Consider the following 26097-nt stretch of genomic DNA (forward strand, 5'->3'; position numbering starts at 1 on the left):
AGTGGCTTCGATCAAAACAGGAGTCATCATCCTAATGATAATGCTCAACGTTAGTTTGATTGGGCGGATTGATTGGGGTGGTGGCGGTATCCTTTTTCTCTAAGCGAATGAAGAATGGGACAATCGTACTTAGCAGCAGTAATCCGGCCAACACCTCGAAAGTGAACACATGACCTTTGATGCCGGTCAGATAAACCGAGACGATGGGGCCAAGTGAGGCTCCGATGAATAGCATAAACATATGGAAGGAAAGAGCGCTAGCTCTTAACTCTCCAGCTAAAGTGCCTATTAGAGACAACAAGGCGGGAAGAGCCATAGCTATACCAGCTGCAAAAACAATACTCGCCAAGATTAAAAATGTCAGGTTCCCCCAGGCGCCAACCAAACCTAAGCCAATACCGGCCAAGATCAGACCGCAACATAGTACATTTTTTACGCCAAACCTAGCAACGAACCTTCCATCAAACGGAGAAACGAGCATGCCGATGATACCGGCTGCGCGAACCCATAAGATTTCCTGGTGGCTCAGACTGAAGGGAGCGCTGCTTAGATAACTTCCAAGCGTAGAGAAAAAACCGACGAGTGCAATAAAGAGAGTTGAGGAAATGATGTAACAGAAGGGCAGGCTTTTTTTCTTGAAAATACCGCCAATGCGCTTTAACGGAGAAAAGAAATTGCCCTCCGGCTTCTGGATGATATCTTTGGGTACGCATAAGGTAATCAGAAAAAACGAAATAAAATACACGATGCCAAGGATGTAAAATACATATCTCCAGCTTAGTTCCAATATGACGGTGCTGCTATAGATCTGTCCAACAATACTGGCCATTAAAAAGGCGGTGCTTATAAATCCGAGGATCGTTACCCTTTTTTTCGTTGGGAACATCTCTATTGCGTAGGCTAACACAGAAGGGGGAAACATGGATGCTGCCAATCCTTGGATAACCCTCAGCACAATAAGCCACTGAAACTCATGGACCGTTCCAATAAAAGGGGTTGATACCGCGAGCAGGCATAATCCGGATATCATCATTCTTTTCCGTCCGTAGCGGTCGGAAAGCCCCCCGAACAGGAGTCCTCCGCCGGCAAAAGCAAATGAAAAGGCGCTTCCTGCCCAAGCAGCTTTGGAAGATGAAATCTGGAATACGTCCTCAAATAAGGGAAACAGGGGGATCGTTAAATATAGGGATGAGACGACAATTAATGAGCACCAGAATAGAATCAGGGTCGTAAGGTTATAACGTGGTGCCGCTTGCTTTGCTGGATTAATCAATCGTGATTCCCCTTTCTTCTGCAGGCGTCCCTTTTGTTACAGCTGCATTGGTTTCCTTCACATTTAAAAACACGTTGACAGCAAAAACAAGAATGCCGCTTCCGGCAACGGATTCACCTATACGTTTAATCGTTGATAACCATTCCTGATCATAGCCGTTTGCAATAAAGGACAGAGAGACTAACATGATTGGCAAGCCCGTGCCCTGCAACCAAAAGTGCCATTGGGCCAGACGGGACGCTGCGGCTTTGGGAAAGCGCAGATAAGTAAATCCGCAAAGGGCCAAAGTAGCCCATCCGAAAAGGTTGGTGTGGGCATGAACGCTAGTCAATGCAAAATTCAATGTTGCGCCCATGTAGATTCCAATGCCAATACCGAGAACAATATAAATAACAGCCATTTTTAAAAAACGTACTCCCATCCAAACTCTCCTTTGTATTTTACGAGATTCATTCTCCAGTCAAGGAGTTCTATAGATTATTGAATTCCAAGAACCGGATATGTAACACAATCGTATAAACGGATGTTCGCACGATCAATATCGATATTTCTATGTCTCATATAGCTTTTTCTTATAATCATCGCAACGGCTTGGGAAAATCCTCGGCCTTTTGCATTATGGGTTTTTCGTACAAAAGATATAGTAAATTCGCTATGCAAGTATAGAAATAATGGAATGGTTCGCTGCTGCTCTTTTCTCTATGATTTGAATCAGGAGTACTTTTCAGTTATTAGCAGGATCGAAAATACCTAACAGAAGGAGTCTGGGAAGGATGGGGAATATCATAAAGAAAACGGCAGGCATCCATCATATTACTTGTTTCGTGAAGGATGCGCAGAGAAATGTAGATTTTTATGCTGGAGTTCTAGGTCTTCGTCTTGTGAAAAAAACAATTAACTTTGACGCACCCGAGGTATACCATTTGTACTTCGGCAATGAAAAAGGCAGCCCCGGAACGATAATGACGTTCTTCCCGCACGAACTTTCCCGCAAGGGCCGCATAGGAGGAGGACAAGTAGGTACAACAACGTACGTGGTACCCATAGGCGCAATTGATTTTTGGAAAGCACGCCTCACGGCGTTCGATATTTCCTTCACGGAAAGCACCCGTTTTTCTGAAAACTATATCGAATTTTTAGATCTTGACGGTCTGCAGTTAGAAATTGTTGAACGGGAAGACGGAGCGCTCAACACGTGGTCATTCGGAGGTATCCCGGCGGATAAGGCGATCAAAGGATTTGGGGGCGCCGTGCTATACAGTGTTGCATCCACCCAGACCATGCAGGTACTTGAGGACGTTTTAGGTCTTGAAAGGGTAGGGCAGGATGGCGACTTTATTCGCTATAAGGCTGAAGGGGACATCGGCAACCTCATTGATGTGAATGCGGAGCCCATGGAATGGGGGATCCCAGGTAGCGGCACCGTTCACCATATCGCGTGGCGAGCCAAGGATTTTGAAGACCATGATGCCTGGCGAAGCCATGTAGAAAGTAGCGGTTTAAATCCTACACCGATTATTGACCGACAGTATTTTCATGCGATCTATTTTCGTGAACAAGGCGGCATTTTGTTCGAAATTGCGACAGATCCGCCGGGTTTCGCAAATGATGAGCCTGAAGATCATCTAGGCGAAGCATTAATGTTGCCGTCATGGTTTGAAGACAGCCGTGCTGAAATTGAAAAGAACCTGCCACCTATTCAAGTGCGCGAATTGGAGTCAATCAAGCAATGAAACACCCATTTGATAACGTAAAAAGAGCAGTTACACAGGCTATGATTAGCTGTGATAACTGCTTTTTGTTTAATAGGATAAAGTCTCCATATCTCTTAAACCAAGCCCCGTAGCAACCGCATTTCCCCATTCAGGATCGGCTTTATAAAAATGGGCGATTTGACGAAGTTTTATTTCATCCTTTTCAACCGGTTTCATGGCATTCACAATATTGTTTACCAAGCGCCCGCGTTCTTCTGCACTAAGTAACCGATACAAGTCACCAGGTTGAGTGTAATGGTCATCATGGTCATAAGGGACACTGTCGGCTGAACCGGATACCTCAAACGTAGCTGCCTTGTATGCTGCAGATTCAGTCACTCCGTTGTAACTATTCGGTTCATAATACATTGAACTTCCTCCGTTGCCATCAGAACGCATTTGACCGTCACGCTGATTGTTATTCACTTCGATAACGGGTTTATTAATAGGAAGCGTGTTATGATTTGTTCCAACTCGATAGCGGTGTGCATCGGCATAGGCGAATAAACGGCCTTGAAGCATTTTATCCGGAGAAGCTTCAATACCGGGTACGAATGCTCCAGGAGAGAAAGTTGCTTGTTCGACTTCAGCGAAATAATTCTGCGGATTACGATCGAGGACCATACGCCCAACCTCGATAAGAGGGTAGTCTTTTTGTGACCACACTTTTGTGACATCGAATGGATCGAATCGATAAGTATTTGCATCTTCAAGCGGCATGATTTGAACATACAACTTCCACGCGGGGAAGTCTCCCTTTTCTATAGCATGAAACAAATCCTCAATGTGATAATCCGGATTTTCGCCGGCCAGTTTAGCAGCTAGTTCGACATCCAGATTTTTAACACCCTGTTCCGTTTTGAAATGGTATTTTACCCAAACTCCTTGTCCATCTGCATTGACCCACTTAAACGTATGGCTTCCATAACCATGCATATGACGTAAAGTAGCAGGGATACCGCGATCAGACATCAAGATGGATACTTGATGCAAGGACTCGGGAGACAATGACCAGAAATCCCATACTGCGTTTGGATTTTTAAGGTGGGTTTGAGGATGTCGTTTCTGAGTATGGATGAAATCCGGGAATTTAATGGCATCTCTTATGAAGAAGACAGGTGTGTTATTTCCTACTAAGTCATAGTTCCCTTCTGCGGTGTAAAACTTTACGGCAAATCCACGAGGGTCACGCACGGTATCTGCAGAGCCAAGTTCGCCTGCAACCGTAGAGAAGCGGATAAACAAGGGCGTGCGTTTACCAACCTCGGATAAAAAGTCGGCTTTGGTATATGAGGACACATCGTGGGTTACTTCAAAATATCCGTGTGCACCGGCACCTTTGGCATGAACAACTCGCTCAGGGACACGTTCACGATTGAAATGGGCAAGCTTTTCAAGAAGATGGACATCTTGAATGAGTGTTGGACCTCGAGAGCCAGCGGTCATAGAATTCTGGTTATCTCCAACCGGAGCCCCCCAACTTGTCGTTAATTGGCCATGTTTGATTTCCAATTTAAATACCCCCCAATGTGTAAAATTAGTACATTAGAAACATCTTATTATCCATTTTGTATTTTGATCAATATCGGTCTATCTATATTTGACATAGTTATCGTTTATATCTTTTTAGAAGTCAGTGTAAGAAGAGGTAAAGGAGCTGAATTCCCCGCAGATATAAGAAATCCCCATGACAGATATTGACAAAGGCTTATTGATAGATACGAGTGGGAGGATTTAAGCTGTTACTATCACAAGGAGGGGGTAGCATGTTTCGTATAACCTGGGTTTCCGTTATTATTGTTGCGTATGTCATATTGCTTACCGCATGTGGAGCTGGTAAAAATGAAATGGTTCAATCAGCGCCTAGTGAAGAGTCAAAAACAGTAGCGAATGAAGTCGTGATCAAGGCAACGAATTGGAAGTTTGATAAAGCGGAGTATCGAATTAAAAAAGGAGAAGCCGTTAAGCTAACGTTAGATTCGGACTCCGGCGTCCATAGTATTGCATTTAAAGGCCTTGGAATTAAAGAACTGCGCTCCGGTGATTCCGAGGTTGTGGCAATAAATGAGGCTGGGACGTATGAACTCTTCTGTAACACAATGTGCGGCTCAGGCCACGCCAATATGAAAGCTAAACTTATCGTTGAATAAAAGCTTTGGCGATCGCGACACATAGATAAGCAGACAAATGAGAGGTCCGTCCTGCGATGCAGGGCGGACCGTTATTTTTAGCTGTTTACATATTTTTCTGCTGAGCGTTTACGAAGGCCGAGGGCGGTAATGCCAATCCCTAGGAGGGAAGCGGCAATCGGAACCATCATCGCTGTGCGGTAGCCGTCGAGCATCGCTTGAGGGGATTTGTCGAAACCTGTAGCACCAATCTGCACAGCGGTCACGACCGCCAAACCGAGTGCGGCGCCAAACTGGAAGGAGGTATTCAATAAACCGCTGGCGAGCCCCTGCTCTTCTTCCGCTATTCCGTCCGTGGCGGCGATGGTTAAAGGTCCATAAGTCAGCGAAAAGGCGAGGCCCGTCAGGATCATCGTCGGGAACATCGCTGCATAGGTCCAGTCCAAACCGATGGGAAGAAAAAGGGCGTAGGCTAATGCAGCGAGGCAGAACCCGCCGAAAATCACCGGAATATTGCCGAAACGGTTTACCAGCTTGGGGGTCAGGGTAGGTGCGAGTATGGAATCGACACCGACGGCGAGCAAGGCAAGACCCGTTTCAAGAGATGACCAGCCGCGCAGTTCTTGGAGGTAGAGCACCGTCACGAACTGGAACCCGAAAAAAGAGCCGGCAAACAACATGGCACCCAGGTTCGCCCGCACGAGTGAGCTGGCAGAAAATATGCCAAGGCGTACCAAGGGGGAAGCCGAGCGTCGTTCAATCGTTGCGAAGAGACCAAAAAGCAGGGCACTGCAGGCCAGGATTCCGGCGGTCCAGCTCCAGCCCAGGTTGGAGGATTCCACGACACCGTAAACCAGAAGCAGCATGGCCGCCGTGACACTGACTGCTCCGGCCAGATCGAAGCCTTTGGAGGAGGCCTCCGGCCGACCAGAGGCCGGTATGAGGCGAATCGCGGTTAGAAGAATCACAAACGCCAATAGAACCGGACCGAAGAAAACCCACCGCCAGCTGATCTCGCTTAAGATGCCGCCGACCACAAGACCGAGCGAAAACCCGGCGGCCGCTGTCCCGGCATAAACGAGCAAGGCCTTGTTACGTGCAGTGCCCTCCGCAAAGCTTGTCGTGATGATGGATAAGCCGGCCGGAGTCATGAACGCAGCGCTAATGCCTGTAACAAACCGGGCGGTGATCAGCATCCAGCCTTCGGTCGATAATCCGCCTAACCCGGAGAAAGCAAAGAAAACGGTGAGCCATAGCAGAAACATTTTTCGGCGCCCGAACAGGTCGGCTGCCCGGCCTCCCAGCAGCATGAAGCCGCCATACCCCAGTACATAGGCGCTGACTACCCATTGCAGCGAACCGGTCGACATGCCCAGTTCAGCACGGATCGAGGGCAGAGCCACGCCCATCATCGACACGTCGATCCCTTCCAGAAAAATTGCGCCGCACAAAACGAACAATAAGCCCCAGGAAAGCTTGCCGGAACTTTGAGACGTTTGACCGTTTGCCTTCATTCGATATGTCCTCCTCATTATGAATAATCATCCATTTTCGGAACCGGCACGATCGGGTCTGCCGATTTCCTTATTGGCACAAGGAGATTATGTATCATATAATCGAGGAACAGAAGTACGCACTTTTTTGTGTCATTTTCACCAAAAGGTAATATAGGAACCAAAAAGTACCTATTTTGATCGGGGGAAAAAATGCCATGAAAACGAGTATGCCGCAAGCTTTTAATATACCGATAGAAGCGACCCTTGAAGTCATCGGGGGGAAATGGAAAACGCTCATTTTATGCCATTTAACCTATGGAGCGAAACGAACGAGCGAGCTGAAAAAGTTGACCCCGGGCATCACGCAAAAAATGCTGACTCAGCAGCTTAGAGAGTTGGAGGAGGATGGGGTCATCATCCGGACGGTATACAACCAAGTCCCGCCGAAAGTCGTTTACGAATTGAGCGAGCTGGGCCAGTCCCTTCGGCCGGTCATCGATGTGATGTGCGAATGGGGAGAGCGGTACATCCAGGGATCAACTGAGAACCAGGCAAGCTCGAACATGTGATGTAAGCCGCGAAGAAACTTAAAAAAGAGCTCAGCAACCAGGCTGAACTCTTTTTTCATTCTATTTTATGATTGGCGAATGTTATGAATCCGACCAACAGGCACACTTAGGATTGATAAAAATACAAAATAATGGCGGCAACCACAAGCACGCAGAAAAGGGTGAAAAACGTAATTTTCCATCCGCTGCGCGGGACCTTGCCGCTGATGCTGCCCGTCTCCCCGTTGACCATATACCGATAAGTTTTCTCTTTATACGTGTAAGAGGCATTCCAAAGCGGCAGCAGAATATGCTTGTAGGTCCGCTCGGAGTATTGGGTATCGATGCTGAGGTTGCGCAGTTCGTCCCCGCCGATTTGCCGGCGTATCGAATCTTCCAGGCTGTCGTCCATCCGGGATACCGCGTCGCTCCAACCCTCACGCAGAGGCACGGTATACCTTTCCGCCACAAAACCGCTTAAATATTCAGGCTTGTATGGTCGAAGGTCCTCCAGGCTGAAATCGTCAAACTGCTCCATCAGGCGGGTGTCGTGTTGTTTGGAAGCAGGAACAAGCACATCGTTGAAAAATCGCTCGTAAGAGCCGGATGTCCAATGCCATACGGTGTACCGAACCTGCTCCTCGTACGTCTCTGTTTTCCCGTCAACAGTCCGGGTACGTGTCTCAGTGCGATAATGATAGGTTCCCACCTCTGCCGAATAATCGGAATCAGTTTGGGCATCAAAGGTCCAGAAGGGGACATAAATGCCGGAAACATTCGAGCGGGTCTGCTGCTTTTTGAAGGCGCCCGGCACGAACCATTTTTTCTTCTTCCACTTCAGGAACAGGGCGTTCGCCTCATCCTTCGAGATGTGAAAGGGGATGATGGATTCGGGCCGTATGCTGTCCGGATCCCCTTGGGGCAGGACCTTGGGGGAACCGCAAAATGCGCATAGAACCGCCGTCTGCGCGGCAGGCAGGAGCATCTGGGCCCCGCAGTTTTCGCATTGGACCGCCTGCTGCTCGGTCCCCCAGTCTTTCAAGGCCTGGTCTTGTTCATCCGCAAAATCCAGTTCATATTCGGTGGGCTCGGACGGATATCGGGGCTGTTCAATGGGAGCCAGGCTTCCGCAATACGTGCATTTCATCTGCTGGGTTTCGGTATCAAAAATCATTTGCGCCCCGCAGCCCGAGCAGGGGAAGCGGATCGGTGCTTCGACGGACATAAGCGCTCTCCTCTACACTTTATTGCCGCAGCTCGGACAGAACTTCATCGTGCTGCTTAAGCTGCCCCCACACTCTGTGCAAAATTTTTTCTCCGGCCGCGGCGTACCGCATTCCGGGCAAAATTTCTCGGAGGCCTTGAGCCCGTGTCCGCATTGGGCGCAGGGCTCGGTATCAACGGGGGACGCCGGATGGGCAGGAGCGGCTGGCTGGGGCTCCACAGCATCCGCCGAAGGCTTCATCGCTTGATTGAACATTTGCCCCATGGCCATGCCCGCCCCGAGGCTTGCCCCGGCGCCAGCGAGCCCGCTGTCGGGATTGTTGGCTGCATCGCGAAGCGATTCGGCGGCCTGAAACTTCATGTACTGATCGAGATTGCCAGCAATGCTCATGGATGATTTCCGGTCGATCATTTTTTCGACTTCTTCTGGTAAGGAGATGTTTTCGATAAAAAATCCGGACAGGGACAGACCCATGCCATTGAAAATCGGCTCCAGCTTGGTCCGGAGGGCGGAGCTCAGCTCGTCGTACTGCACCGCAATATCCATGATCGGAATTTTGGCCTCGCCAATCAGGTCGCTCACACCGGACACGATCACCGACTTGAGATAACCGCCGATTTGATCCGAACCGAATGAGGACTGGGTCCCGAAGATTTCTTTAAGAAACAATGCCGGGTCTTGCACGCGGAACGCGTAGCTGCCGAATCCCCGCATCCGGATGGCTCCGAATTCGGGATCCCGCATCATGATGGGGTTGGTCGTTCCCCATTTCTGATCCGTGAAGTTACGCGTGTTTACAAAATACACATCCGCCTTAAACGGTGAATTGAATGCATATTTCCATGACTTTAACGCCGTCAGAACCGGCATGTTCTGCGTGCTTAAGGTATACGTGCCTGGGCCGAATACATCGGCGATCTGGCCCTCGTTCAGAAAAATCGCGGCCTGCGATTCCCGCACCGTTAGCCTCGCACCCATTTTGATCGCTTTGTCGTAGACCGGAAACTGGTGCACGATTTCATTGGTGTTGTCCGTCCATTCAATAACCTCGATAAATTGGCCTTTAATAAAAGAAAACAAACCCATCGTTCAACCTCCATCTTTATTCCAGTTATCTCCATTATACGTGATTCCGGTTTGTCCGTCTCAACGAATCGGCGAAGGTTCAGCACCATACGCCACCATTGGACAAAATAGGTCGGGGATGATAGGGGAAGTTTACACATTCTTATGTCTAATAAAAAGAACGACCTGTATGGCTTCATCCATACAGGTCGTCTTTATGTTCGCATCCGGAGAACCGGGATAGGCGACTATTCGAGATACATCCGCTTCAGCTTCGCCTGCTCGTCTTTGCTTAGCCCCAAGCCTTTTTCCAGGAAGCCCTGGATCGAGCCGTATTTCTTGGCCATTTCGTCGAAAGCGGCGTTGATATATTCCGGGCGGACGTCCATTAACGCTTTGATGACTTCAATCGCATTCTCGTCCGTCAGGTTAAACTGCTTCACCATGGCATCCACAGCCGCCTTGTTGTACGCTTCGCGGTACTTGTTGCTGAGCAGGAAATCCTGCACTACGGTTTCTTTCGGAACGCCGAGCGCGAGCAGCATCAATGCCGATCCGAGGCCGGTGCGGTCTTTACCCGCGGTGCAGTGCTGTACGAGCGCCGCGGATGCCGGATCCAGCATCATATCGAACAATTTCACGTAAGCCGAAGGGGAGTCGACCATGTCGCGGTTGGCGGCGGTCAGCACGTCGCCGGGCTTGCCCATTTTGTCGAATTCGCCGCTCGCCATGAAGCTCATGATGTCGGTGCCGCTGCCGGATTGGCCGAAGACCGGGTTGCGGACATAGGCAGCGCCGGGAATCGCCGGATCGGGCTTGGACTTCACTTCATCGTCCGTGCGATAGTCCACGATCGTCTTCAGGCCGCTCTTCTGCAAATAGGCGATGTCGCTTGCCGTCAGGCCGGCGAGTTCATCCGAGCGGAACAGCTTGCCCCATTTGACCGTTTTGCCTTCCGCCGTTTTGTAGCCGCCGAGATCGCGGAAGTTGGTGGCGCCTTGGAGCGGCAGCAGGCGCTCGGCGGTTGTGATGACGGCGCCGCTCGCTGCCTTCACTTTAAAGTAAACCCGGCTGCCCGGATTCGGATCCTTCGTTCGCAGTCCGCCAAACGAGGCGTAGGTCCGGGCGAGCTCTTTCCAGCCGCTGTCCGGACTCTGGCTCCAGTAAACTTTAACCGGTCCCAGATTGGCGGTGGTCTGCCAGTGCAGCGTCAGCGTACCGTCTTTGGCCCGTTCCACGGCAGCCCCGGTAAAGCTGCCCTGCTTGGCCTTGGCTTGAATGCCGGACGCGGGTGCTTTGCCCGCAGGTGCAGCTGCGCTGGCCATGGCTGCCGACAGCGGCGCAGCCGAAAGCAGCAGGGCCGTGCCCAGCAGAATCGTTTTTTTCATCATTGTCGTTGTTCTCCCCCTCTGGTCTTAGAAAAATGCATGTTGTCCTCTTTATGATGGGGGAGAAGTGTTGGCATCATGTTATCCGAGCATCAGCGGAAGGTAAAATTGTGTCAGTATTTACATAATTGACGATAAAGGTGTCAGATTTAAACGAACCATGAGACAGAATGCTGACGGATGTGGGTCAGAGCAGAAGAAATTCGGCATACAGGGAGGGGGTTCCCGACCAATGTCGAATAGTTACTTGGAAGTAAAAGGAACAGGGGGGGATGGAGATGAAAGTAAAACGGATTGTCACGAACATCAATACGGACGATCTGGCGGCCGCCCGTACTTTTTATGAGGACGTGCTCGGTTTGGAGAAGTGGATGGACCACGGATGGATCGCCACCTATGGGACCGATGCCCGTATGGATGTTCAGGTCAGCGTCGCATCGGAAGGGGGCTCGGGTACCCCGGTGCCGGACCTGTCCATTGAAGTGGATGACGTCGACGAGGCTCTGAACCGCATGAAGCAGGCGGGCTTTCAGATCGAATACGGTCCGGCGGATGAGCCGTGGGGCGTGCGCCGTTTTTATGTACGGGATCCTTTTGGGAAACTGATCAATATCCTGGCCCACAAGCCGTAAAATAACAACAAGGAAGTGTGATACATCCATGATTCGAAGGTTTTTCGCGTACTACAAGCCGTACAAGGGGCTGTTTATCCTTGATTTCGTGTGCGCGGTGTTCGCCGGGCTGCTGGAGCTGGCCTTTCCGCTGGCCGTCAGCCATTTTATCGATAACCTGCTGCCCAGCAAGGACTGGGCGATCATCGTCGTCGCCTGTCTGGCGCTGCTGGCCATTTACGGGCTCAATATGGTGCTGCAGTATATCGTGACCTACTGGGGTCATATGCTGGGCATCAACATTGAAACGGATATGCGTAAAAAGCTGTTCGACCATATCCAGAAGCTCTCGTTCCGTTTCTTCGACAATCATAAAACCGGGCATTTGGTCGGGCGGATCACCAATGATCTGAACGACGTCGGCGAGGTGGCCCACCACGGGCCGGAGGATGTCTTTATTGCGGTCATGACGCTGATTGGCTCCTTTGCGCTGATGGCTTCCATTAACATGGAGCTGGCGCTGCTGACCTTTATCATTATCCCGGTCATGGCCTGGGTGATCATTCACTTCGGGGGACGAATGACCACGACGTACCGGCGGCTGTTCGGGAACGTGGGGAATTTCAACGCCCGGATCGAGGACAACGTCGGCGGAATCCGCGTCGTGCAGTCCTTTGCCAATGAGGAGCATGAGAAGAAGCTGTTTGACGTCGACAACCAGAACTTCCGCCAGACCAAGCTGATGGCTTATAAGACGATGGCGAAAAGCATGTCGGTCACCTACATGATGATGCGGCTCGTCACCGTATTCGTCATGCTGTGCGGCGCCTGGTTTTTCCTCAGCGGACGGATCGAGCTGGGCGAGTTCATGGCGTTCCTGCTGCTGTCCAACGTCTTTTTCCGTCCGATCGAAAAGATCAATGCGGTCATCGAAAGCTACCCGAAAGGCATCGCGGGCTTTCGACGGTATTTGGAAATTATGAATACCGAGCCAGATATTGCGGACGCTCCGGATGCAGTGGAATTGGATCGGGTTGTAGGCAATATCCGTTACGAAGGCGTCACTTTCGGTTATGATCCGGCCAAACCGATCCTGAACAACATCGATCTGTCGATCCGGGCGGGGGAGACCGTCGCGTTCGTCGGTCCTTCCGGAGCGGGGAAAACGACGATCTGCAGCCTGCTGCCGCGCTTCTATGAGCTGGATGGGGGACGGATTACGATCGACGGCATCGATATCCGGGACATCAAGCTGGATTCGCTGCGGCGGCACATCGGCATCGTGCAGCAGGATGTGTTCCTGTTCTCCGGCACGGTGAAGGAAAATATCGCATACGGCAATTTGAATGCCACCGATGAGGAAATTTGGAAGGCGGCGGAACGCGCATCGCTGGCCGAAGTGATCCGCTCCATGCCGGAGGGCATGGATACGGTGATCGGCGAGCGGGGTGTGAAGCTGTCGGGCGGACAAAAGCAGCGCTTATCGATCGCCCGGATGTTTCTGAAGAACCCGCCGATCCTGATTCTGGACGAGGCAACGTCGGCGCTCGACACCGAGACGGAAGCCGCCATTCAGCAGGCGCTGACCGAGCTGTCGCAGGGGCGCACGACACTGGTCATCGCTCACCGGCTGACGACGATCCGCAACGCGGACCGCATTATGGTCGTGAATGAACAGGGTATTGCCGAGGAAGGCATGCACCAGGAGCTGATTGCCGCTGGCGGCATATACAGCCGGCTGCACATGGCCCAGTCGCAGCATTCGTAATATCGGATTGAACCGAATTAGCGAAAGTTTTTCTTGCGATATAAGGAAGCCAATTCTCCTACTTTTATCATCACAAAGGAGCTCCACGATCCTCGTGGGGCTCCTTTGTATTTACTCCTCGTTATGGGCCAAGCTGACTTTGTGCAGCAGCGAGATCAGCTGATCATATTCTTCCGGGGTCAGATGCAGGGTCAAGATCCGGTTGTGCTCATCCAGGATCTCCTGCAGGTGAGGCTGTACTTCCTTGCCTTTGGAGGTGGGATACAGCAGCTGGGAACGCCGGTCATCCGGGTCCGGCTTGCGCTCGATATAACCAGACGCCTCCAGCTGTTTAATGGAACGGGCCGTGGTGGCCTTGTCGAATTTCAACTGCTGGGTCAGCTGTTCCTGCGTAATTCCCGGTCGATGCAGGATGGCCTTCAGGAAGCTGTGCTGTCCGCCGCCGCCGATGCCGTAAGGAGCCAGTTCCTTGGCGAGCCTTTTCTGGTTCTGGCGATGGATGTACGAGATCAGCTTGCCAATCGGTTCTTTGTTCGGCATTACATCGGCACCTTCTTTCATCATGAAGTGGAGGGACAACGGGAACGATAAACTCAAGTTCAGCAAATATTTTATCTCAAAATGGTTGCAAGCGCAACTAATATAAGGTACACTGTTACTGCCAATTAGTTGCGCGTGCAACTAATAATGATGAACAGGAGCAGGAGGTACCACATGAGTTCAATACAGCGGACGTACCAAGAGGATGCGAATATCCAGAAGAAGCGCTGGATCATCCTCATTGTTCTGAATTTATTTACATTTATGTCCACACTGGACGGAAGCATCGTCAACATCGCCCTGCCGGTGCTGTCCAAACAGATGGGATTGCCGATCGCCCAGATCGAATGGGTGACGACGGGGTACCTGATGGCGATCTGCGCGGTCATTCTTTTCTTCGGAAAATTGGGGGATATCGCAGGCAAGATCCGTATTTTTAAAATCGGCACGATCATTTTCATTATCGGATCGCTGCTGTGCGGGTTCAGTACAACGCTGCCGTTCCTCATCGTCTCACGGGTCATTCAGGCGCTTGGAGCTTCGATGACGATGGCGAACAGCCAGGGGATTCTGACTGATATTTTCCCGGCGAAGGAGCGTGGGAGAGCGCTGGGGCTGATCGGCACGTTCGTTTCTCTCGGGAGCATTGCCGGGCCATCCTTAGGCGGCATCATCATTTCATCGCTTGGGTGGGAGTACATTTTCTGGGTTAACGTACCGATCGGTTTGATCGCGATCATTATGGGGTGGAAGGTGCTGCCGGCGGATTTGATCCGGGTCAAGGCCAAGATCGACGTGCCGGGAAGCTCGCTGTTCGCGGTATTTATCATCACCTTGTTCGCAGGACTGCTGCTCGGCCAGCAGGCCGGATACGGCAACGTCTGGATTCTGCTCGCTCTTGCCGTCGCGCTGGTGGCGTTGGTCATCTTCCTTCGCACCGAAGCGGTTCGCAAGGACGCGCTGCTGGATCTGTCGCTGTTTAAAAATCCCCTCTTCTCCATCAGCATTCTGTGCGGCTTTCTCGTCTTTACGGCCAATTTCTGCTTCAACATCATCGCGCCGTTTTACGCCCAGAACATGCTGAATTTATCACCGTTTGCCGCCGGCTTCCTGCTGATGCTCTTCCCGATCTGCATGGTCATCGTGGCGCCGGTGAGCGGCGCTTTATCGGACAAAATCGGCTCGGAGCTTCTCACCTTTGCCGGCTTGGTCGTGATGGTGATCGCCCAATTCGGCTTGGCCTGGCTGCATGAAGGAAGCCGTCTCGTGCTCGTCGGGCTGTGGATCGCCATGCTCGGCATCGGCAGCGGCCTGTTCCAGTCGCCGAACAACTCGCTCGTCATGTCCCAAGTGCCGCGCACGCAGCTCGGCTCAGCCGGGAGCGTCAACTCTTTGGTGCGGAACGTGGGCATGGTCGTCGGCATCACTGTCGCAACGACGATTTTGTTCCACGTCATGAGCCTCCGCGCCGGCCGGCGGGTGACCGGGCTGGTGCCGGGGCATCCCGACATTTTCTTAAGCGGCATGCACGCCGTGTTCAGCACGTCAGCCTGCATCTGCCTGGTGGCCGCCGCCTTAACGGGCTGGCGCATGTACCGGGCGAAGGCGGGGAAGCGCCGGGAGGTAAAGGCTTAATTTTTAAGATGAAAAATCCAGTTTAATACTGAAAACAACCGTCCGAAAAAGGACGGTTGTTTTTTTAGGTATAAGAAAGTATTAACTTCGGAGATTCAAATTCCTTTATAGCGCAACAAAAACTTCAGCAAAATGGGTCCCGCATTACCCCGCGTTAACCTCGGACAGCTCACCGGATGCTTTTTTAGCCCGGGTGCTTTTTCCAAGCTTGATCCAGATTACAGCCGCGCAGGCCGCCCATATCGCAATGGTAATGACCCCGCTCTCCCCGGCCACGTAAGACCAGCCCGAAGCTTTATCGAAGAACAGCTGCTCCAGCCAACTCCGCGACAAATTGATGACCATATGAATGAGAACGACCGGCCAGATACTGCGGCTGCGCCAGCGGACCCAGCCCATAAATACGGATAACGGAAAGATCATAACAGTAAACAGCACCAGGTTGATCCACACATTCCCGTCCGTATTGTATTGGTTTAGATAAAAAGGATAGTGGAAGCAGGCCCACACGGCGGCGGTGATCAGAATGGACTTTCGAATGCCGTAAGCTTCCGTCAGCTTGGGCTGCAGGTAGCCGCGCCAGCCGATTTCTTCCCCGAAGGAAAAGATCAGCATGCTGATCAGCATCTGAGGAGCCCACGAGCTTTTGGTGATATACAAGGCATATTCGGAAACGGTGAAGCGGGCGGTGCCTTGGCTCAGGAATTCGGCCGACGGCAGTTGGACGATCCCGAAAGCCCACGCGGCAAGAAACCCGATTCCAATCGGGACGATGGACAAGATGGCGGCAAAATACCAGCGGAGACCGCCAAACGTGCCGAGCCCCGATGAACGGAGAGAATCTTTTCTTCCGGATATAAAGATCAGCATCAGCAGCACGGTGATCATTGGAGCAAGCTGGCTGATGGCGACGAGATTCATGCTTCCGGACAGATTGGCCAGCAGGGTAAGCAGCAGCACAGTCACACTGAATGCCGCCGCGGAGCGAATAGATGTTATTTTCATGAATAACTTCCTCTCTTGTTGGTTGTTAATGTTATGGTAAGGGGCAATTATCAAGAATTTATAAAGCTCTGATGATCATTTGCGGCCTTTTCGAAATACGACATGCAGAGGGAAGACCGGGGTATGCTACAATGGGGTTATACGATATGCGATAGGCTCCAAATAACGGATCGGCGATCCTGGCATAAGGAGAGGTGACTGGGGTGGAACGGGAAGATCAGAACAAAGATGCCAAAGATCAAGACGAAAAGGCCGAAGCGGAAGACCGATACCAGAACATGTCCACGCGGTACGGGCTGGTGGAATCGGCTATTGACGATTTTGCGAAGCGGGGCGGGTTTGACGATCTGCCCGGCAAAGGCAAGCCGCATAAGATCGACGACGGAGATGTGTTCAGCAGCATTTTGAAGAAAAACAATTATCAGCCTCCTTGGGCCGAGCTGCGAAAGGAAATCTCCGCGGATTTGAAGCGTCTGGCTGACAATCCCCGCTCGGATCACGAGCTTCGGGCCGAACTCGAAGCGGTTAACGACAAAATCAGAACGTATAACCGGATCGTGCCGCACCCGATGCTGCAGAAGGGGCTGGTGTCCAGAGCGAATTTGGAGAATGCCTACCCCAAATGGGTTTAATGCTATAAAACGTTCATCCAGATAGAATGAACTAAAGAAATTGAAGGTTATAGGCCGTGTCGGGCCGTTAAAACAGGAAGTTCAAATGCAAAACTTTAGTTCAATCTATCCACTTTATGATTAAGGAGATTTATCATTGCAGACACAGGCGGAATTGAACGACGTGAAAACGGCCAAGCCGGCCGGCCGCAACTATATGCTGCAGCTGGCGACCGTTTTTATCGGGTTCATCATTTTTGGGTTTTCAGAAAATATCAAGGGTCCGGCGATTCCCCGCATCCAGGCGGATTTCGGACTCGACGAGCAGCAGCTTGGAACCCTGCTCTCGCTCAATTCGCTCGGGTATCTGCTCGCCTGTTCCTTCACAGGGTATATTACCCGCAAGATCGGGATCAAATGGGTCAGCATGATCTCGTTCGGATCGATGGTTCTCTCGGGCGTCTTCATCTTATTGTCGCGAACATACCCTCTATTTTCGGCGTCCTATTTTTTCATGTACATCGGCAACGGCATGCTGGAAATCGGCCTGGCGATTCTGGGAGCGCGGATTTTCGTGCGCAATACCGGGACGATGATGAACTTGTCGCACTTTTTCTATGGGCTCAGTTCGATCGTGGCGCCGATGATCGCCTCAGGTTTAATGTCCGTTTCGATCATGGGCGTGATGCTCGGCTGGCGTGAGATGTATATGGTGATGCTCGCGCTGGCGGTGATTCCGATGATCCCGGCGCTGCTCGGCCGGTTTCCGGGCGACGACACCGTCCAGGAGGACCGGATCTCGCTGTGGATGCTGACCAAGGACCGGGCCTTGTGGATGATTGTGCTGCTGCTGACCTTCGGAGTCATTTCGGAAATGGCCGTAGGCAGCTGGCTGGTGAATTTTCTGGAGAAAAGCTATCACTGGGACCAGACGGCAGCTTCGGGCATGCTCTCGATCTTTTTCCTTTGTTTCTCACTGGCACGCCTTTTCCTGGGCCCCGTAACGGACCGGATCGGTTTTATTCTGTCGCTGATGATCCTCTCCAGCTTTTCGGGGCTGTGCACGTTCGCCGCCATTGTCAGCGGGGAAGGGGGCGCGTTCCTGTTTGCGGCCGCAGGCATCGGCATTGCTCCGATTTATCCGACCGTCATGGCGGTTATCGCCAAGCGTTACGTTAAAGGAAGCGATACGGCTATCACCTTCACCGTCACCCTAATGGGGGTCGGCAGCGTGATCGGCAATTATCTGATCGGCGCCATCACGAGCGGCGTAAAGCATATCTTTGGTTCCGGCACCCCTGAAGGCCTGGTCCGGGGACTGCAGGCCGGATATTCGTTTATCGGCTTATGCGCCCTGATCTGCTCGGCGGTCAGCTTCGTGCTGTACCGGTATTTGAAAAAAAGAAACGAACTGCTGTAGGGAAAGCGTGGGGGTTCCTCACGCTTTTTCCTAACGCTCTCTCAGGAGACGATGAACAATCATGAGTGTGAACCAAACTATAAACGATATACAGTGGCAAGAGCTGATCCGCAGCGTTGCGGAGTATTATAACGACCTGACGATCAAACGCGGATTTCAATATTATAAACAGGGCCGGGTGACGGAGCTGTCGATTGGCGGGGATGGCGAAATTGAGGCCGTGGTGAAGGGCGGGGAGGCTTACCGTGTCCACCTGAATCCCGAGTCAGTTCAGGAGGGGCGCTGCAGCTGCCCGGTCGGGGAACGATGCAAGCATTCCATCGCCGCCCTCCTGGAGTATGTCAGCCGGCAGGGCCGATCCGTGCATGCGATTGTCAATGCGCATACGACCGTCAGGCTCCAGCACCATCTGCCGGAGACGGAAGCTGAAGAAGACCTCGGGCCTGTGCAGCGGGGAAGTGCGGCGGATGCTTTAAGGGAGAAGGCGGCCCATTTGGCGGAGATGAGCCTCTCCGAATGGCACGCCTTCTTCAAGCTGTGCATCACTCCGCTGGAATTTACGAGCCAGAACTCGCACTATGCCCAAAACGCCATACATGCGATCAACGCCGTCAAGCCGGACCTGACTCCGGCCATGGAGCAGCTGTATCAGCTCCATGCCAGGCTGTATATGCTGATCAAGCTGATCAAGCCAATTGTGCCGGGCGGACGGTCTCCGGCATTTTTGGGGTACCACGTGCAGGTGGCCGCGGATGAACTGCGGGGAGGCATGCTGCAGCTGCTGGGCGAAGGGATCGATCTGGCCGCCGAGCCGGATCAGTGGCCGCGCGTGACCAAGACGCTGAACTACCTGCGCCGGCAGATGCTGACGGAAACGGGGCAGCAAGGTTATCTGTTCGATGTTTATGACCGGCTCTGGCTGAAATGGATCCATCCGAACGTCACAGACACCCGGATGCATGAGGAAGAGATGCGGAAACTGCAAAGCGTCGAAGAGGAGCTGGGCGATACGCTCTCCCGGCTGCCGTGGATGCTTGCCCAGTCCCGTATTGCGTTCCTGATGGGGGAAGACCGGCAAGCCTGGTCCTGGCTGCAGGCAGCGGACAAGGCTTCCATCATCCCGCACGGCTTCCTGACCTCCTTTCTGGACGAGCTGTCCGCTTCGGAGGATTGGGCCCGCCTGCAGGAATGGCTGGTGCGGCTGGCTCCTCTGTTCAGCAATCACCGGAAGGAGCCTCTGCACGAATATGCCGCCTATTGGAACACCTTTGTCCGGCATGTGCCCGAAGCGGAGGAGACGATGTGGCATACCCTCGCCGGGATGCTGCCGTATTCCAAGGAAGTTTATGAAGATAACCTGCTGGCTCACGAAAAATGGCGCTTGTGGATGGACGTGCAGCTCAGCTCCGGCAAGGACCCGCTGGAGTTCCGGGTCAGCGTGCTTGCGCCGATCGAGAAGCAGGCGCCTGAGCTGCTGCTGCCATTCTACCATCAAGGCGTGGAGCGGCATGTCCTCCTGAAGAACCGCTCCGGCTACAAAGCCGCGGTCAAGCTGCTCAAGCGTCTGGCCAAGCTGTACAAAAAATTGAAGCGGGAGGAGCGCTGGGAAGAATTCATCATCGTGTTTTCCAGCCGCCACAGCCGGCTGCGCGCGCTTCAGGAAGAGCTTCGGAAAGGAAAGTTGATCCCATGATTCCATACACCGACACCATCACGATCCATACCCGGCTCAGCGGGTACGGCGACGCGCTCATCTACGGCTCGACGCCAACGCGCCGGACCGTGCCCGGCATCGACCTGAAGCACAGGCTGTTCGCCTGGCATGAAGAGACTTTGTACGGTACGCAGCTGGACGTTCAGCAGGTGCAGGACATCGAGCTGGTCATTCTGCCGGCCGAGTACGTCATTGCGTTCTTCGCCCAGCTGGACCTGCTTGCCCACATCCAGTGGGCGGGAGACGAAGGGACGGAGACGTTGATCCGGCTCGCTCCTGCGCTGATGTCCTGCGTTCGTGAGAAGCGGTACAACCCGAGCCTGCCCGCGTTTCAGTCCGGCAAGCTTCAGTGGAACTGGGATGAATCCCGGCTGGATGCCGAAGCGCGGGAAGAGATCAGGGACCTGGGACCGGAGTTCGCCGAGGGGCTGCGCGCCGCGTTCTCTTCGCTGGTATTCAGCGAATGCTATGGAACGGAAGCGACGGCTTCCGACCTGCGCCGCGAGTACCCGATGCTCTTCACGAGAGAGGGGGCCGTCGCCGGCTTGACCGAGCAGGCGTGGCTCATCTCGATCGGCTGGAAAGCGGACGCGGCGCCGTTTCGGCCCGTGCTGCAGCTGCTGGAGCCGGACGAAGCCGAGCCCGTCTGGCGCCTTCAGCTTGTGCTGCAGGACAAGCTGGACCCGTCGGTGCTGGTGCCTGTCCGTCTGGATGCGGACGGACAGGCTTCTGGCGTGTGGCCGGACGTATGGACGGCCCACATCCGCGAGCGCTCCGCCGGGTGGGCGGAGCATCTGCGCGCCAGCCTGCCGGCGAGCGTGCGGGCTGCGGAGCGCAGCGACGTGCTGGGCCAGCCGCTGTCCGACGCGGCGGCGTGGCAGTTTTTGACGGCGGACAGCCGCCGTCTGCTGGATGCGGGCTGGCAGGTGCTGCTGCCCGCGTGGTGGGAAGCCGCCAGCCGGCGGAAGCCGAAGCTGCGGGCCAAGGTCAAGGCCGGCGAGGGCGAGGAGGCCGCCGCCAAAGGGCAGGGCAGCTCACTGTTCGGCCTGGACTCGATCATTCAGTTTGACTGGCGGGTGTCGATCGGCGACCTCCAGATCACGGAGGACGAATTCAAGGAGCTGGTCGCCCGCAACGAGCGACTGGTTCGCTTCCGCGGCGAATGGATTACGCTCGACCCCAGCCTGATCAAGCAGATCGGCCAGATGATGGAAGGAGTCGACAGCTCGCAGGGCTTGTCCCTTCAGGACGTTCTCCATCTGCATCTCCAGCGGAAGGACGAGGATGCCGGCTCCCGGAAGCGGGAGGACGGCGAGGAAGAAGAGGCGGACGAGGATCCGGATGAAGCGGCTCGGATCGAGCTCGAAGTAGAGCTGAACGAGCATCTTCTGACGCTCATGAACCAGCTCAGCCAGAAGTCGGCCTGGCCGAAGCTGGACGTTCCATCCGGGCTGCAGGCCGAGCTGCGTTCTTACCAGTACGACGGGTTCTCCTGGCTTGCGTTTCTGCGCCGGTTTGGGCTGGGCGCGTGCCTTGCCGACGATATGGGCCTGGGGAAAACCATCCAGTTTATCACGTATTTGCTGCACCTGAAGGAGACGGCGGACGCATCCGGAGAACGGCGCCTTCCTTCGCTGCTGATCTGCCCGACCTCGGTGCTGGGCAACTGGCAGAAGGAGATCAGCCGCTTTGCGCCTTCGCTGAAGGTGCTGCTGCATTACGGCAGCCGCCGGTCAGGCGAGGCGTCGCTCCGCGAAGAACTACGCGAGGCCGATGTGGTTCTGACCTCGTACGCGACCGCGACGCTGGACCAGGACCTGCTGAAGGAGTTCGCCTGGGAATCACTGTGCCTGGACGAGGCGCAGAACATCAAGAACGCCCAGACGAAGCAGTCGGCCGCCGTGCGCAGCTTTCCGGCCCGGCACCGGATCGCGCTGACCGGAACGCCGATCGAAAACCGGCTTTCCGAGCTGTGGTCGCTGTACGATTTTATGAACCCGGGATATCTGGGCAGCCTTCGGAGCTTCCAGGTCCGCTTTATTCAGCCGATCGAGCGGGATCAGGACGAGCAGCGGACGGCGCAGCTGCAAAAGCTGGTGAAGCCGTTTATGCTTCGGCGGAAGAAGAAGGATCCGCACATCCAGCTGGAGCTGCCGGAAAAGAACGAGATGAAAACCTATATCCACCTGACTGCCGAGCAAAGCGCCCTCTACGATCAGACGGTCAACGACCTGATGAACCGGGTGCAGAAGTTGGAGGGCATTCAGCGGAAGGGGGCCATTCTGTCGGCCCTGACGCAGCTCAAGCAGGTCTGCGACCATCCGGTGCTCTTGACCAGGGAGTCGGTCGACAACTTTGTGGATCCCGCGGATATTGCCGCGGTTTCTGGTACGGCGGGCGCAGCGGCAGGCACGGAAGGTGCGGCTGACTCAGGTATCCTGAGTGATTCAAACGCTCCAGGAGTTTTAGATGATCTGGAGACTGCCGGAAAGCATGAGGCTGAGGGCAGCGAAGCGGCTATAGTTGATCAACGGGCTTCGGCTGGCACAGTTGATGCCGTTGACTTGGCTGCGGAAACTTCAGCCGAAGCAAAGGCGCCAGAGCATGAGGCTGCTGCATGGATTGCAGCTGAATCCTCAGGAGGCCAGCTCGACACGGAACGGCTAATCAGCCGCTCGGCTAAGCTGGAACGGCTGCTGGCTATGGTCAAAGAGCTGCGGGAAGAGGGCGACCGCTGCCTGATTTTTACGCAGTATATCGGCATGGGCCAGATCCTTCAGCGGGTGCTGGGGCAGGAGCTGCAGGAGCCGGTGCTGTATTTGAACGGCAGCACGTCCAAGACCGCTCGGGACCGGATGATCGAACAGTTCCAGTCCCAGTCGCTGCCGGCCGACGAGCAGCCGGGTGTGTTCATCCTGTCGATCAAGGCGGGGGGCGTCGGTCTGAACCTGACTGCGGCCAACCACGTCTTCCACTTCGACCGCTGGTGGAACCCGGCCGTGGAGAACCAGGCGACGGACCGGGCCTACCGGATGGGCCAGACCAAGGACGTGCAGGTGCACAAGTTCATCTCGCTCGGCACGCTTGAGGAGCGGATCGACGATATGCTGGAGAGCAAGCAGCAGCTCAGCGATAATGTCATTTCCAGTACGGAAAGCTGGATTACCGAGCTGTCGACCGATGCGCTGAAGGACCTGTTTACGCTGCGGCGCGACTGGTAGGGACAGCATGGAAGAAGCTGAGGGAGAAGCTGGAGACATGTATCATTAGTTGGGGTGCGAGAACAGCGCAATCATGGTTCAGAAACATGAAATCATCAGCGATGAAATAATCCATATTGAAAAACAGCTGCAGGAAATTGCAGCTGTTTTTTTGCTGTTAGCGTGCCTGACACGCATGATCCTTAATTCCCGAGCTGCCTGGTTTGGACTGCCTTCATGCCCAAGTGGCCGACTAAGGTTAAAGCCCAACACACGTTATCCTTTGGAATTCCCGAGCTCCTTGCTCTGATCCACCTGCACTCCCGGGCTCCGCTTCAGGTTCACACCCATTACGCCGCCGATAATCAGGACAGCTCCCACCCAGTGGTACCAGTCCAGACGCTCGTTCATCAGCAGCACGCCGCCGGCGATCGTCACAACCGTGGAGAGGCTGCCGAAGACGCTGACGCGGGAAGCCTCCATGCGGGACAGGGCATAATTGGTCAGAAACGAAGTGACCAGAGAGGACAATACACCAAGGTACAGCACGGCCAGAAGAAATTTAGGCTCCAGGAACGGCGTGAAATACTGGCTGAGCGTCCCTTGAGATACATGCTTAATCACCGATATGGCGTTGAAAAACACAAAGCCGAAGAAGGTGATGATGTAGGTCATATCCTTTGGACGCCAGGTTTTGGTCATCCTCCGGGCGCCTGTATTATATCCTGCCATGGACAGGGCAGACAGGAGGATCAGCAGGATACCGCCAAGGCTGGCGGAGGAGATGCTGATCCCTGGCACGGCGAAGATCAGAATGACACCGGCCACCGAAACCAGGGTGAACATTTTTTGGGCAAACGTCGTGTGCTCCTTAAGGAAGATCGCAGCCAGAATCATCGTAAATACCGGCACGACCGCCTGGACGATCCCGGCCACCGATGACGAGGCGTAGAGCAGTCCAAATGCCTGCAAGGCAAAAAACAGCGAAGGATAAAAAAGGGCCAGCGGAAGCAGCGCGGCTGTCCGGGGCATGACTTCCTTCATTCGGGCCCGTCCGGGAAAGGCGAACAGCGATGCCGCCAGAAAGGACAGCGTGAAGCGATGGGCAAGCGTGTCGAGCGGATCCGATACGCTGAGCGCGATTTTGACGAAAATAAAAGACAATCCGATGATCAAAGCGTTGATGAGCGCGGCCGCGACCGCTTTTTTATTCGAAGAAGCATTCATAAAGTCAGACCTCCCTAATCACTGCGCGCGCTTTATGGACCGGTCCTGTTGATGGTTTCATTTTACGGGGGACGCGGCTGTGCTACAATATCAATAATCATCATCTGTACCGGTACAAAAGAGCGGGGGAGGAGGCGTTACGATGTATAAATACGCCGAGCTGATCAACGATTTGGAACTGCAAATCTCGGGTGACGCCTATAAGGAGGGGGACAGGCTGCCGTCCATCCGGGAGCTGTCAAAGCGCTATGATTGCAGCAAAAGCACGGTGATCCGCGCGCTGGAGGAGCTTCAGGACAAGCATTTGATTTATGCCGCCCCCAAGAGCGGTTATTACGTGATGAAGCGGTCCGGAAAAAAGCAGAATCCGGGAAACCGGTGGATCGATTTTACGGCAGCCGCGCCGGATCCGGATATTTTTCCGTATCTGGATTTTCAGCATTGTATCAATAAAGCGATCGATATGTACCGCAACGACTTGTTCATTTACGGAACCCCTCAGGGACTGCCGTCCTTGATCCGCGAGATGCAGCGCCAATTGGCCTCTTACCAGGTGTTCACCGATCAGCGCGGTATCTTCATTACGTCCGGGGTACAGCAGTCGCTGGGGCTGCTGGCGCGTATTCCGTTTCCGAACGGCAGGCACCGGGTTTTGGTGGAACAGCCGTGTTATCCGCTGCTGATGGAGTACCTGAAGACGTACGGCATAGAAGCAGAAGGGATCCGGCGGTCGGACGACGGCATCGATCTGGATGAGCTGGAACGGATGTTTAAGACCAGGGAGATCAAGTGGTTCTATACGGTGCCACGCTTCCACAATCCGCTGGGAGGATCCTATAACCGGTCGCAAAAGAAAGCTATCGCCCGTCTGGCGGCCCAGTACGACGTCTACATTATCGAGGACGATTACATGGCCGATCTGGAGCAGGATGCCAAAGAGGACCCGATCTATGCGTACGACAACTCCGCGCATGTCGTCTATTTAAAGAGTTATTCCAAGATCATATTTCCGGGCCTGCGGATCGGTGTGGCCGTGCTCCCTGAAGCGCTGTGGAACGATTTCAACCAATTCAAAAAACTGGCGGATATTGACAGCTCGATGCTCTCCCAGGCGGCCCTGGAGCTGTACCTCAAGAGCGGCATGTTCGAGCGCCACCGCAAAAAAATGCGCAGCTGCTATGGGCGAAGATCCGCCCTGCTGCATGAAACGATCATGATGCATGCGGGGAGTACGCAATCGTCGCATTTTACTTACCAGCCGGCCCGGCAGCTGGGTGTCCATACGTATCTGAAGCTGGAGGATGCTGCCCGTGCCCGTCAGGTGATCCAGCGGCTGCACAAAAAGTTCATTCGGGTCGAAACCGCAGATGCGGGTTACCTTGATTCGTTTGTGAAAGAGCCGCTTCTCAAGCTGAATGTGTCCAGTGTCAAGGAGCCAGATATCCGGTCCGGCATTGAGCAGGTGATTCGGGAGATCGGGTAAGACGA

General features: G+C 53.7%; 21 protein-coding genes. 11 read left to right on the forward strand and 10 right to left on the reverse strand.

What is annotated here, in order from left to right:
* Positions 1 to 31: 31 nt before the first annotated feature.
* Positions 32 to 1273, reverse strand: a complete 1242-nt coding sequence (locus tag GCU45_RS19910; protein ID WP_152400047.1) for an MFS transporter — start codon at positions 1271 to 1273, stop codon at positions 32 to 34.
* The gene (locus GCU45_RS19915; RefSeq protein WP_152400048.1) at positions 1266 to 1694 is read right to left on the reverse strand and encodes a hypothetical protein; all 429 of its coding nucleotides are present in this window, start codon (positions 1692 to 1694) and stop codon (positions 1266 to 1268) included. The genes GCU45_RS19910 and GCU45_RS19915 overlap by 8 nt, the downstream gene beginning before the upstream one ends.
* A 361-nt stretch (positions 1695 to 2055) precedes the next feature.
* Here GCU45_RS19915 and GCU45_RS19920 point away from each other — a divergent pair, with 361 nt between their 5' ends.
* On the forward strand, positions 2056 to 3006 hold the full coding sequence (locus GCU45_RS19920) for a ring-cleaving dioxygenase (RefSeq protein WP_167527278.1): 951 nt from the start codon (positions 2056 to 2058) through the stop codon (positions 3004 to 3006).
* 69 nt (positions 3007 to 3075) lie between these two features.
* On the opposite strand, the gene katA is transcribed toward GCU45_RS19920, so the two are convergent.
* Positions 3076 to 4533 (reverse strand): catalase KatA, encoded by a 1458-nt coding sequence (gene katA / locus GCU45_RS19925; RefSeq protein WP_208837155.1) that lies wholly within the window; start codon positions 4531 to 4533, stop codon positions 3076 to 3078.
* Between the two features lie 260 nt (positions 4534 to 4793).
* On the opposite strand from katA, the gene GCU45_RS19930 reads away from it, so the two are divergent.
* Positions 4794 to 5177 carry a cupredoxin domain-containing protein gene (locus GCU45_RS19930; RefSeq protein ID WP_152400051.1) on the forward strand — a complete coding sequence of 128 codons (384 nt, stop codon included), beginning with the start codon at positions 4794 to 4796 and terminating at the stop codon, positions 5175 to 5177.
* Between the two features lie 77 nt (positions 5178 to 5254).
* On the opposite strand, the gene GCU45_RS19935 is transcribed toward GCU45_RS19930, so the two are convergent.
* Positions 5255 to 6670, reverse strand: a complete 1416-nt coding sequence (locus GCU45_RS19935; RefSeq protein WP_152400052.1) for an MFS transporter — start codon at positions 6668 to 6670, stop codon at positions 5255 to 5257.
* 197 nt (positions 6671 to 6867) lie between these two features.
* On the opposite strand from GCU45_RS19935, the gene GCU45_RS19940 reads away from it, so the two are divergent.
* Entirely contained in the window at positions 6868 to 7221 is a 354-nt protein-coding gene (locus GCU45_RS19940; RefSeq protein ID WP_105445333.1) for a winged helix-turn-helix transcriptional regulator, read from the forward strand.
* A 106-nt stretch (positions 7222 to 7327) separates the two neighbouring features.
* On the opposite strand, the gene GCU45_RS19945 is transcribed toward GCU45_RS19940, so the two are convergent.
* The 3 genes from GCU45_RS19945 to GCU45_RS19955 form a co-directional block, all read right to left on the reverse strand.
* Positions 7328 to 8425 carry a hypothetical protein gene (locus tag GCU45_RS19945; RefSeq protein WP_152400053.1) on the reverse strand — a complete coding sequence of 366 codons (1098 nt, stop codon included), beginning with the start codon at positions 8423 to 8425 and terminating at the stop codon, positions 7328 to 7330.
* A gap of 12 nt (positions 8426 to 8437) precedes the next feature.
* A complete protein-coding gene (locus tag GCU45_RS19950; RefSeq protein ID WP_152400054.1) occupies positions 8438 to 9511 on the reverse strand; it encodes an SPFH domain-containing protein in 1074 nt (357 codons plus the stop codon).
* A 227-nt stretch (positions 9512 to 9738) separates the two neighbouring features.
* Positions 9739 to 10881 (reverse strand): tyrosine-protein phosphatase, encoded by a 1143-nt coding sequence (locus GCU45_RS19955; RefSeq protein ID WP_244364166.1) that lies wholly within the window; start codon positions 10879 to 10881, stop codon positions 9739 to 9741.
* A 275-nt stretch (positions 10882 to 11156) separates the two neighbouring features.
* Between GCU45_RS19955 and GCU45_RS19960 the strand changes: the two genes are divergently transcribed.
* Both GCU45_RS19960 and GCU45_RS19965 read left to right on the forward strand, forming a co-directional pair.
* On the forward strand, positions 11157 to 11510 hold the full coding sequence (locus tag GCU45_RS19960; protein WP_152400055.1) for a VOC family protein: 354 nt from the start codon (positions 11157 to 11159) through the stop codon (positions 11508 to 11510).
* 28 nt (positions 11511 to 11538) lie between these two features.
* The gene (locus GCU45_RS19965) at positions 11539 to 13257 is read left to right on the forward strand and encodes an ABC transporter ATP-binding protein (protein ID WP_152400056.1); all 1719 of its coding nucleotides are present in this window, start codon (positions 11539 to 11541) and stop codon (positions 13255 to 13257) included.
* 111 nt (positions 13258 to 13368) lie between these two features.
* Here the strand turns inward: GCU45_RS19965 and GCU45_RS19970 are convergent, their stop codons facing one another.
* Positions 13369 to 13797 (reverse strand): MarR family winged helix-turn-helix transcriptional regulator, encoded by a 429-nt coding sequence (locus GCU45_RS19970; RefSeq protein ID WP_152400057.1) that lies wholly within the window; start codon positions 13795 to 13797, stop codon positions 13369 to 13371.
* Positions 13798 to 13971: 174 nt separating this feature from the next.
* On the opposite strand from GCU45_RS19970, the gene GCU45_RS19975 reads away from it, so the two are divergent.
* On the forward strand, positions 13972 to 15432 hold the full coding sequence (locus tag GCU45_RS19975; RefSeq protein WP_076176203.1) for an MFS transporter: 1461 nt from the start codon (positions 13972 to 13974) through the stop codon (positions 15430 to 15432).
* Between the two features lie 144 nt (positions 15433 to 15576).
* Here the strand turns inward: GCU45_RS19975 and GCU45_RS19980 are convergent, their stop codons facing one another.
* The gene (locus GCU45_RS19980; protein ID WP_152400058.1) at positions 15577 to 16437 is read right to left on the reverse strand and encodes a CPBP family intramembrane glutamic endopeptidase; all 861 of its coding nucleotides are present in this window, start codon (positions 16435 to 16437) and stop codon (positions 15577 to 15579) included.
* 203 nt (positions 16438 to 16640) lie between these two features.
* Here GCU45_RS19980 and GCU45_RS19985 point away from each other — a divergent pair, with 203 nt between their 5' ends.
* The 4 genes from GCU45_RS19985 to GCU45_RS20000 all read left to right on the forward strand — a co-directional run bounded on the left by GCU45_RS19985 (position 16641) and on the right by GCU45_RS20000 (position 23403).
* A complete protein-coding gene (locus GCU45_RS19985; RefSeq protein ID WP_244364168.1) occupies positions 16641 to 17069 on the forward strand; it encodes a DnaJ family domain-containing protein in 429 nt (142 codons plus the stop codon).
* A 196-nt stretch (positions 17070 to 17265) separates the two neighbouring features.
* Positions 17266 to 18468, forward strand: a complete 1203-nt coding sequence (locus GCU45_RS19990; protein WP_152403220.1) for an MFS transporter — start codon at positions 17266 to 17268, stop codon at positions 18466 to 18468.
* A gap of 61 nt (positions 18469 to 18529) precedes the next feature.
* A complete protein-coding gene (locus GCU45_RS19995; RefSeq protein ID WP_152400059.1) occupies positions 18530 to 20161 on the forward strand; it encodes an SWIM zinc finger family protein in 1632 nt (543 codons plus the stop codon).
* Positions 20158 to 23403: a DEAD/DEAH box helicase gene (locus GCU45_RS20000; protein WP_244364170.1), complete on the forward strand. Its 3246-nt coding sequence runs from the start codon at positions 20158 to 20160 to the stop codon at positions 23401 to 23403. The genes GCU45_RS19995 and GCU45_RS20000 overlap by 4 nt, the downstream gene beginning before the upstream one ends.
* A 255-nt stretch (positions 23404 to 23658) precedes the next feature.
* Here GCU45_RS20000 and GCU45_RS20010 read toward each other — a convergent pair whose 3' ends face one another.
* A complete protein-coding gene (locus GCU45_RS20010; RefSeq protein ID WP_152400060.1) occupies positions 23659 to 24609 on the reverse strand; it encodes a DMT family transporter in 951 nt (316 codons plus the stop codon).
* Positions 24610 to 24751: 142 nt separating this feature from the next.
* Here GCU45_RS20010 and GCU45_RS20015 point away from each other — a divergent pair, with 142 nt between their 5' ends.
* Positions 24752 to 26092 carry an aminotransferase-like domain-containing protein gene (locus GCU45_RS20015; RefSeq protein ID WP_152400061.1) on the forward strand — a complete coding sequence of 447 codons (1341 nt, stop codon included), beginning with the start codon at positions 24752 to 24754 and terminating at the stop codon, positions 26090 to 26092.
* Positions 26093 to 26097: the final 5 nt, after the last annotated feature.

It is taken from the genome of Paenibacillus cellulositrophicus, from assembly GCF_009363095.1.
In the GTDB taxonomy this organism is placed as follows: Bacteria; Bacillota; Bacilli; order Paenibacillales; family Paenibacillaceae; genus Paenibacillus_AQ; species Paenibacillus_AQ favisporus.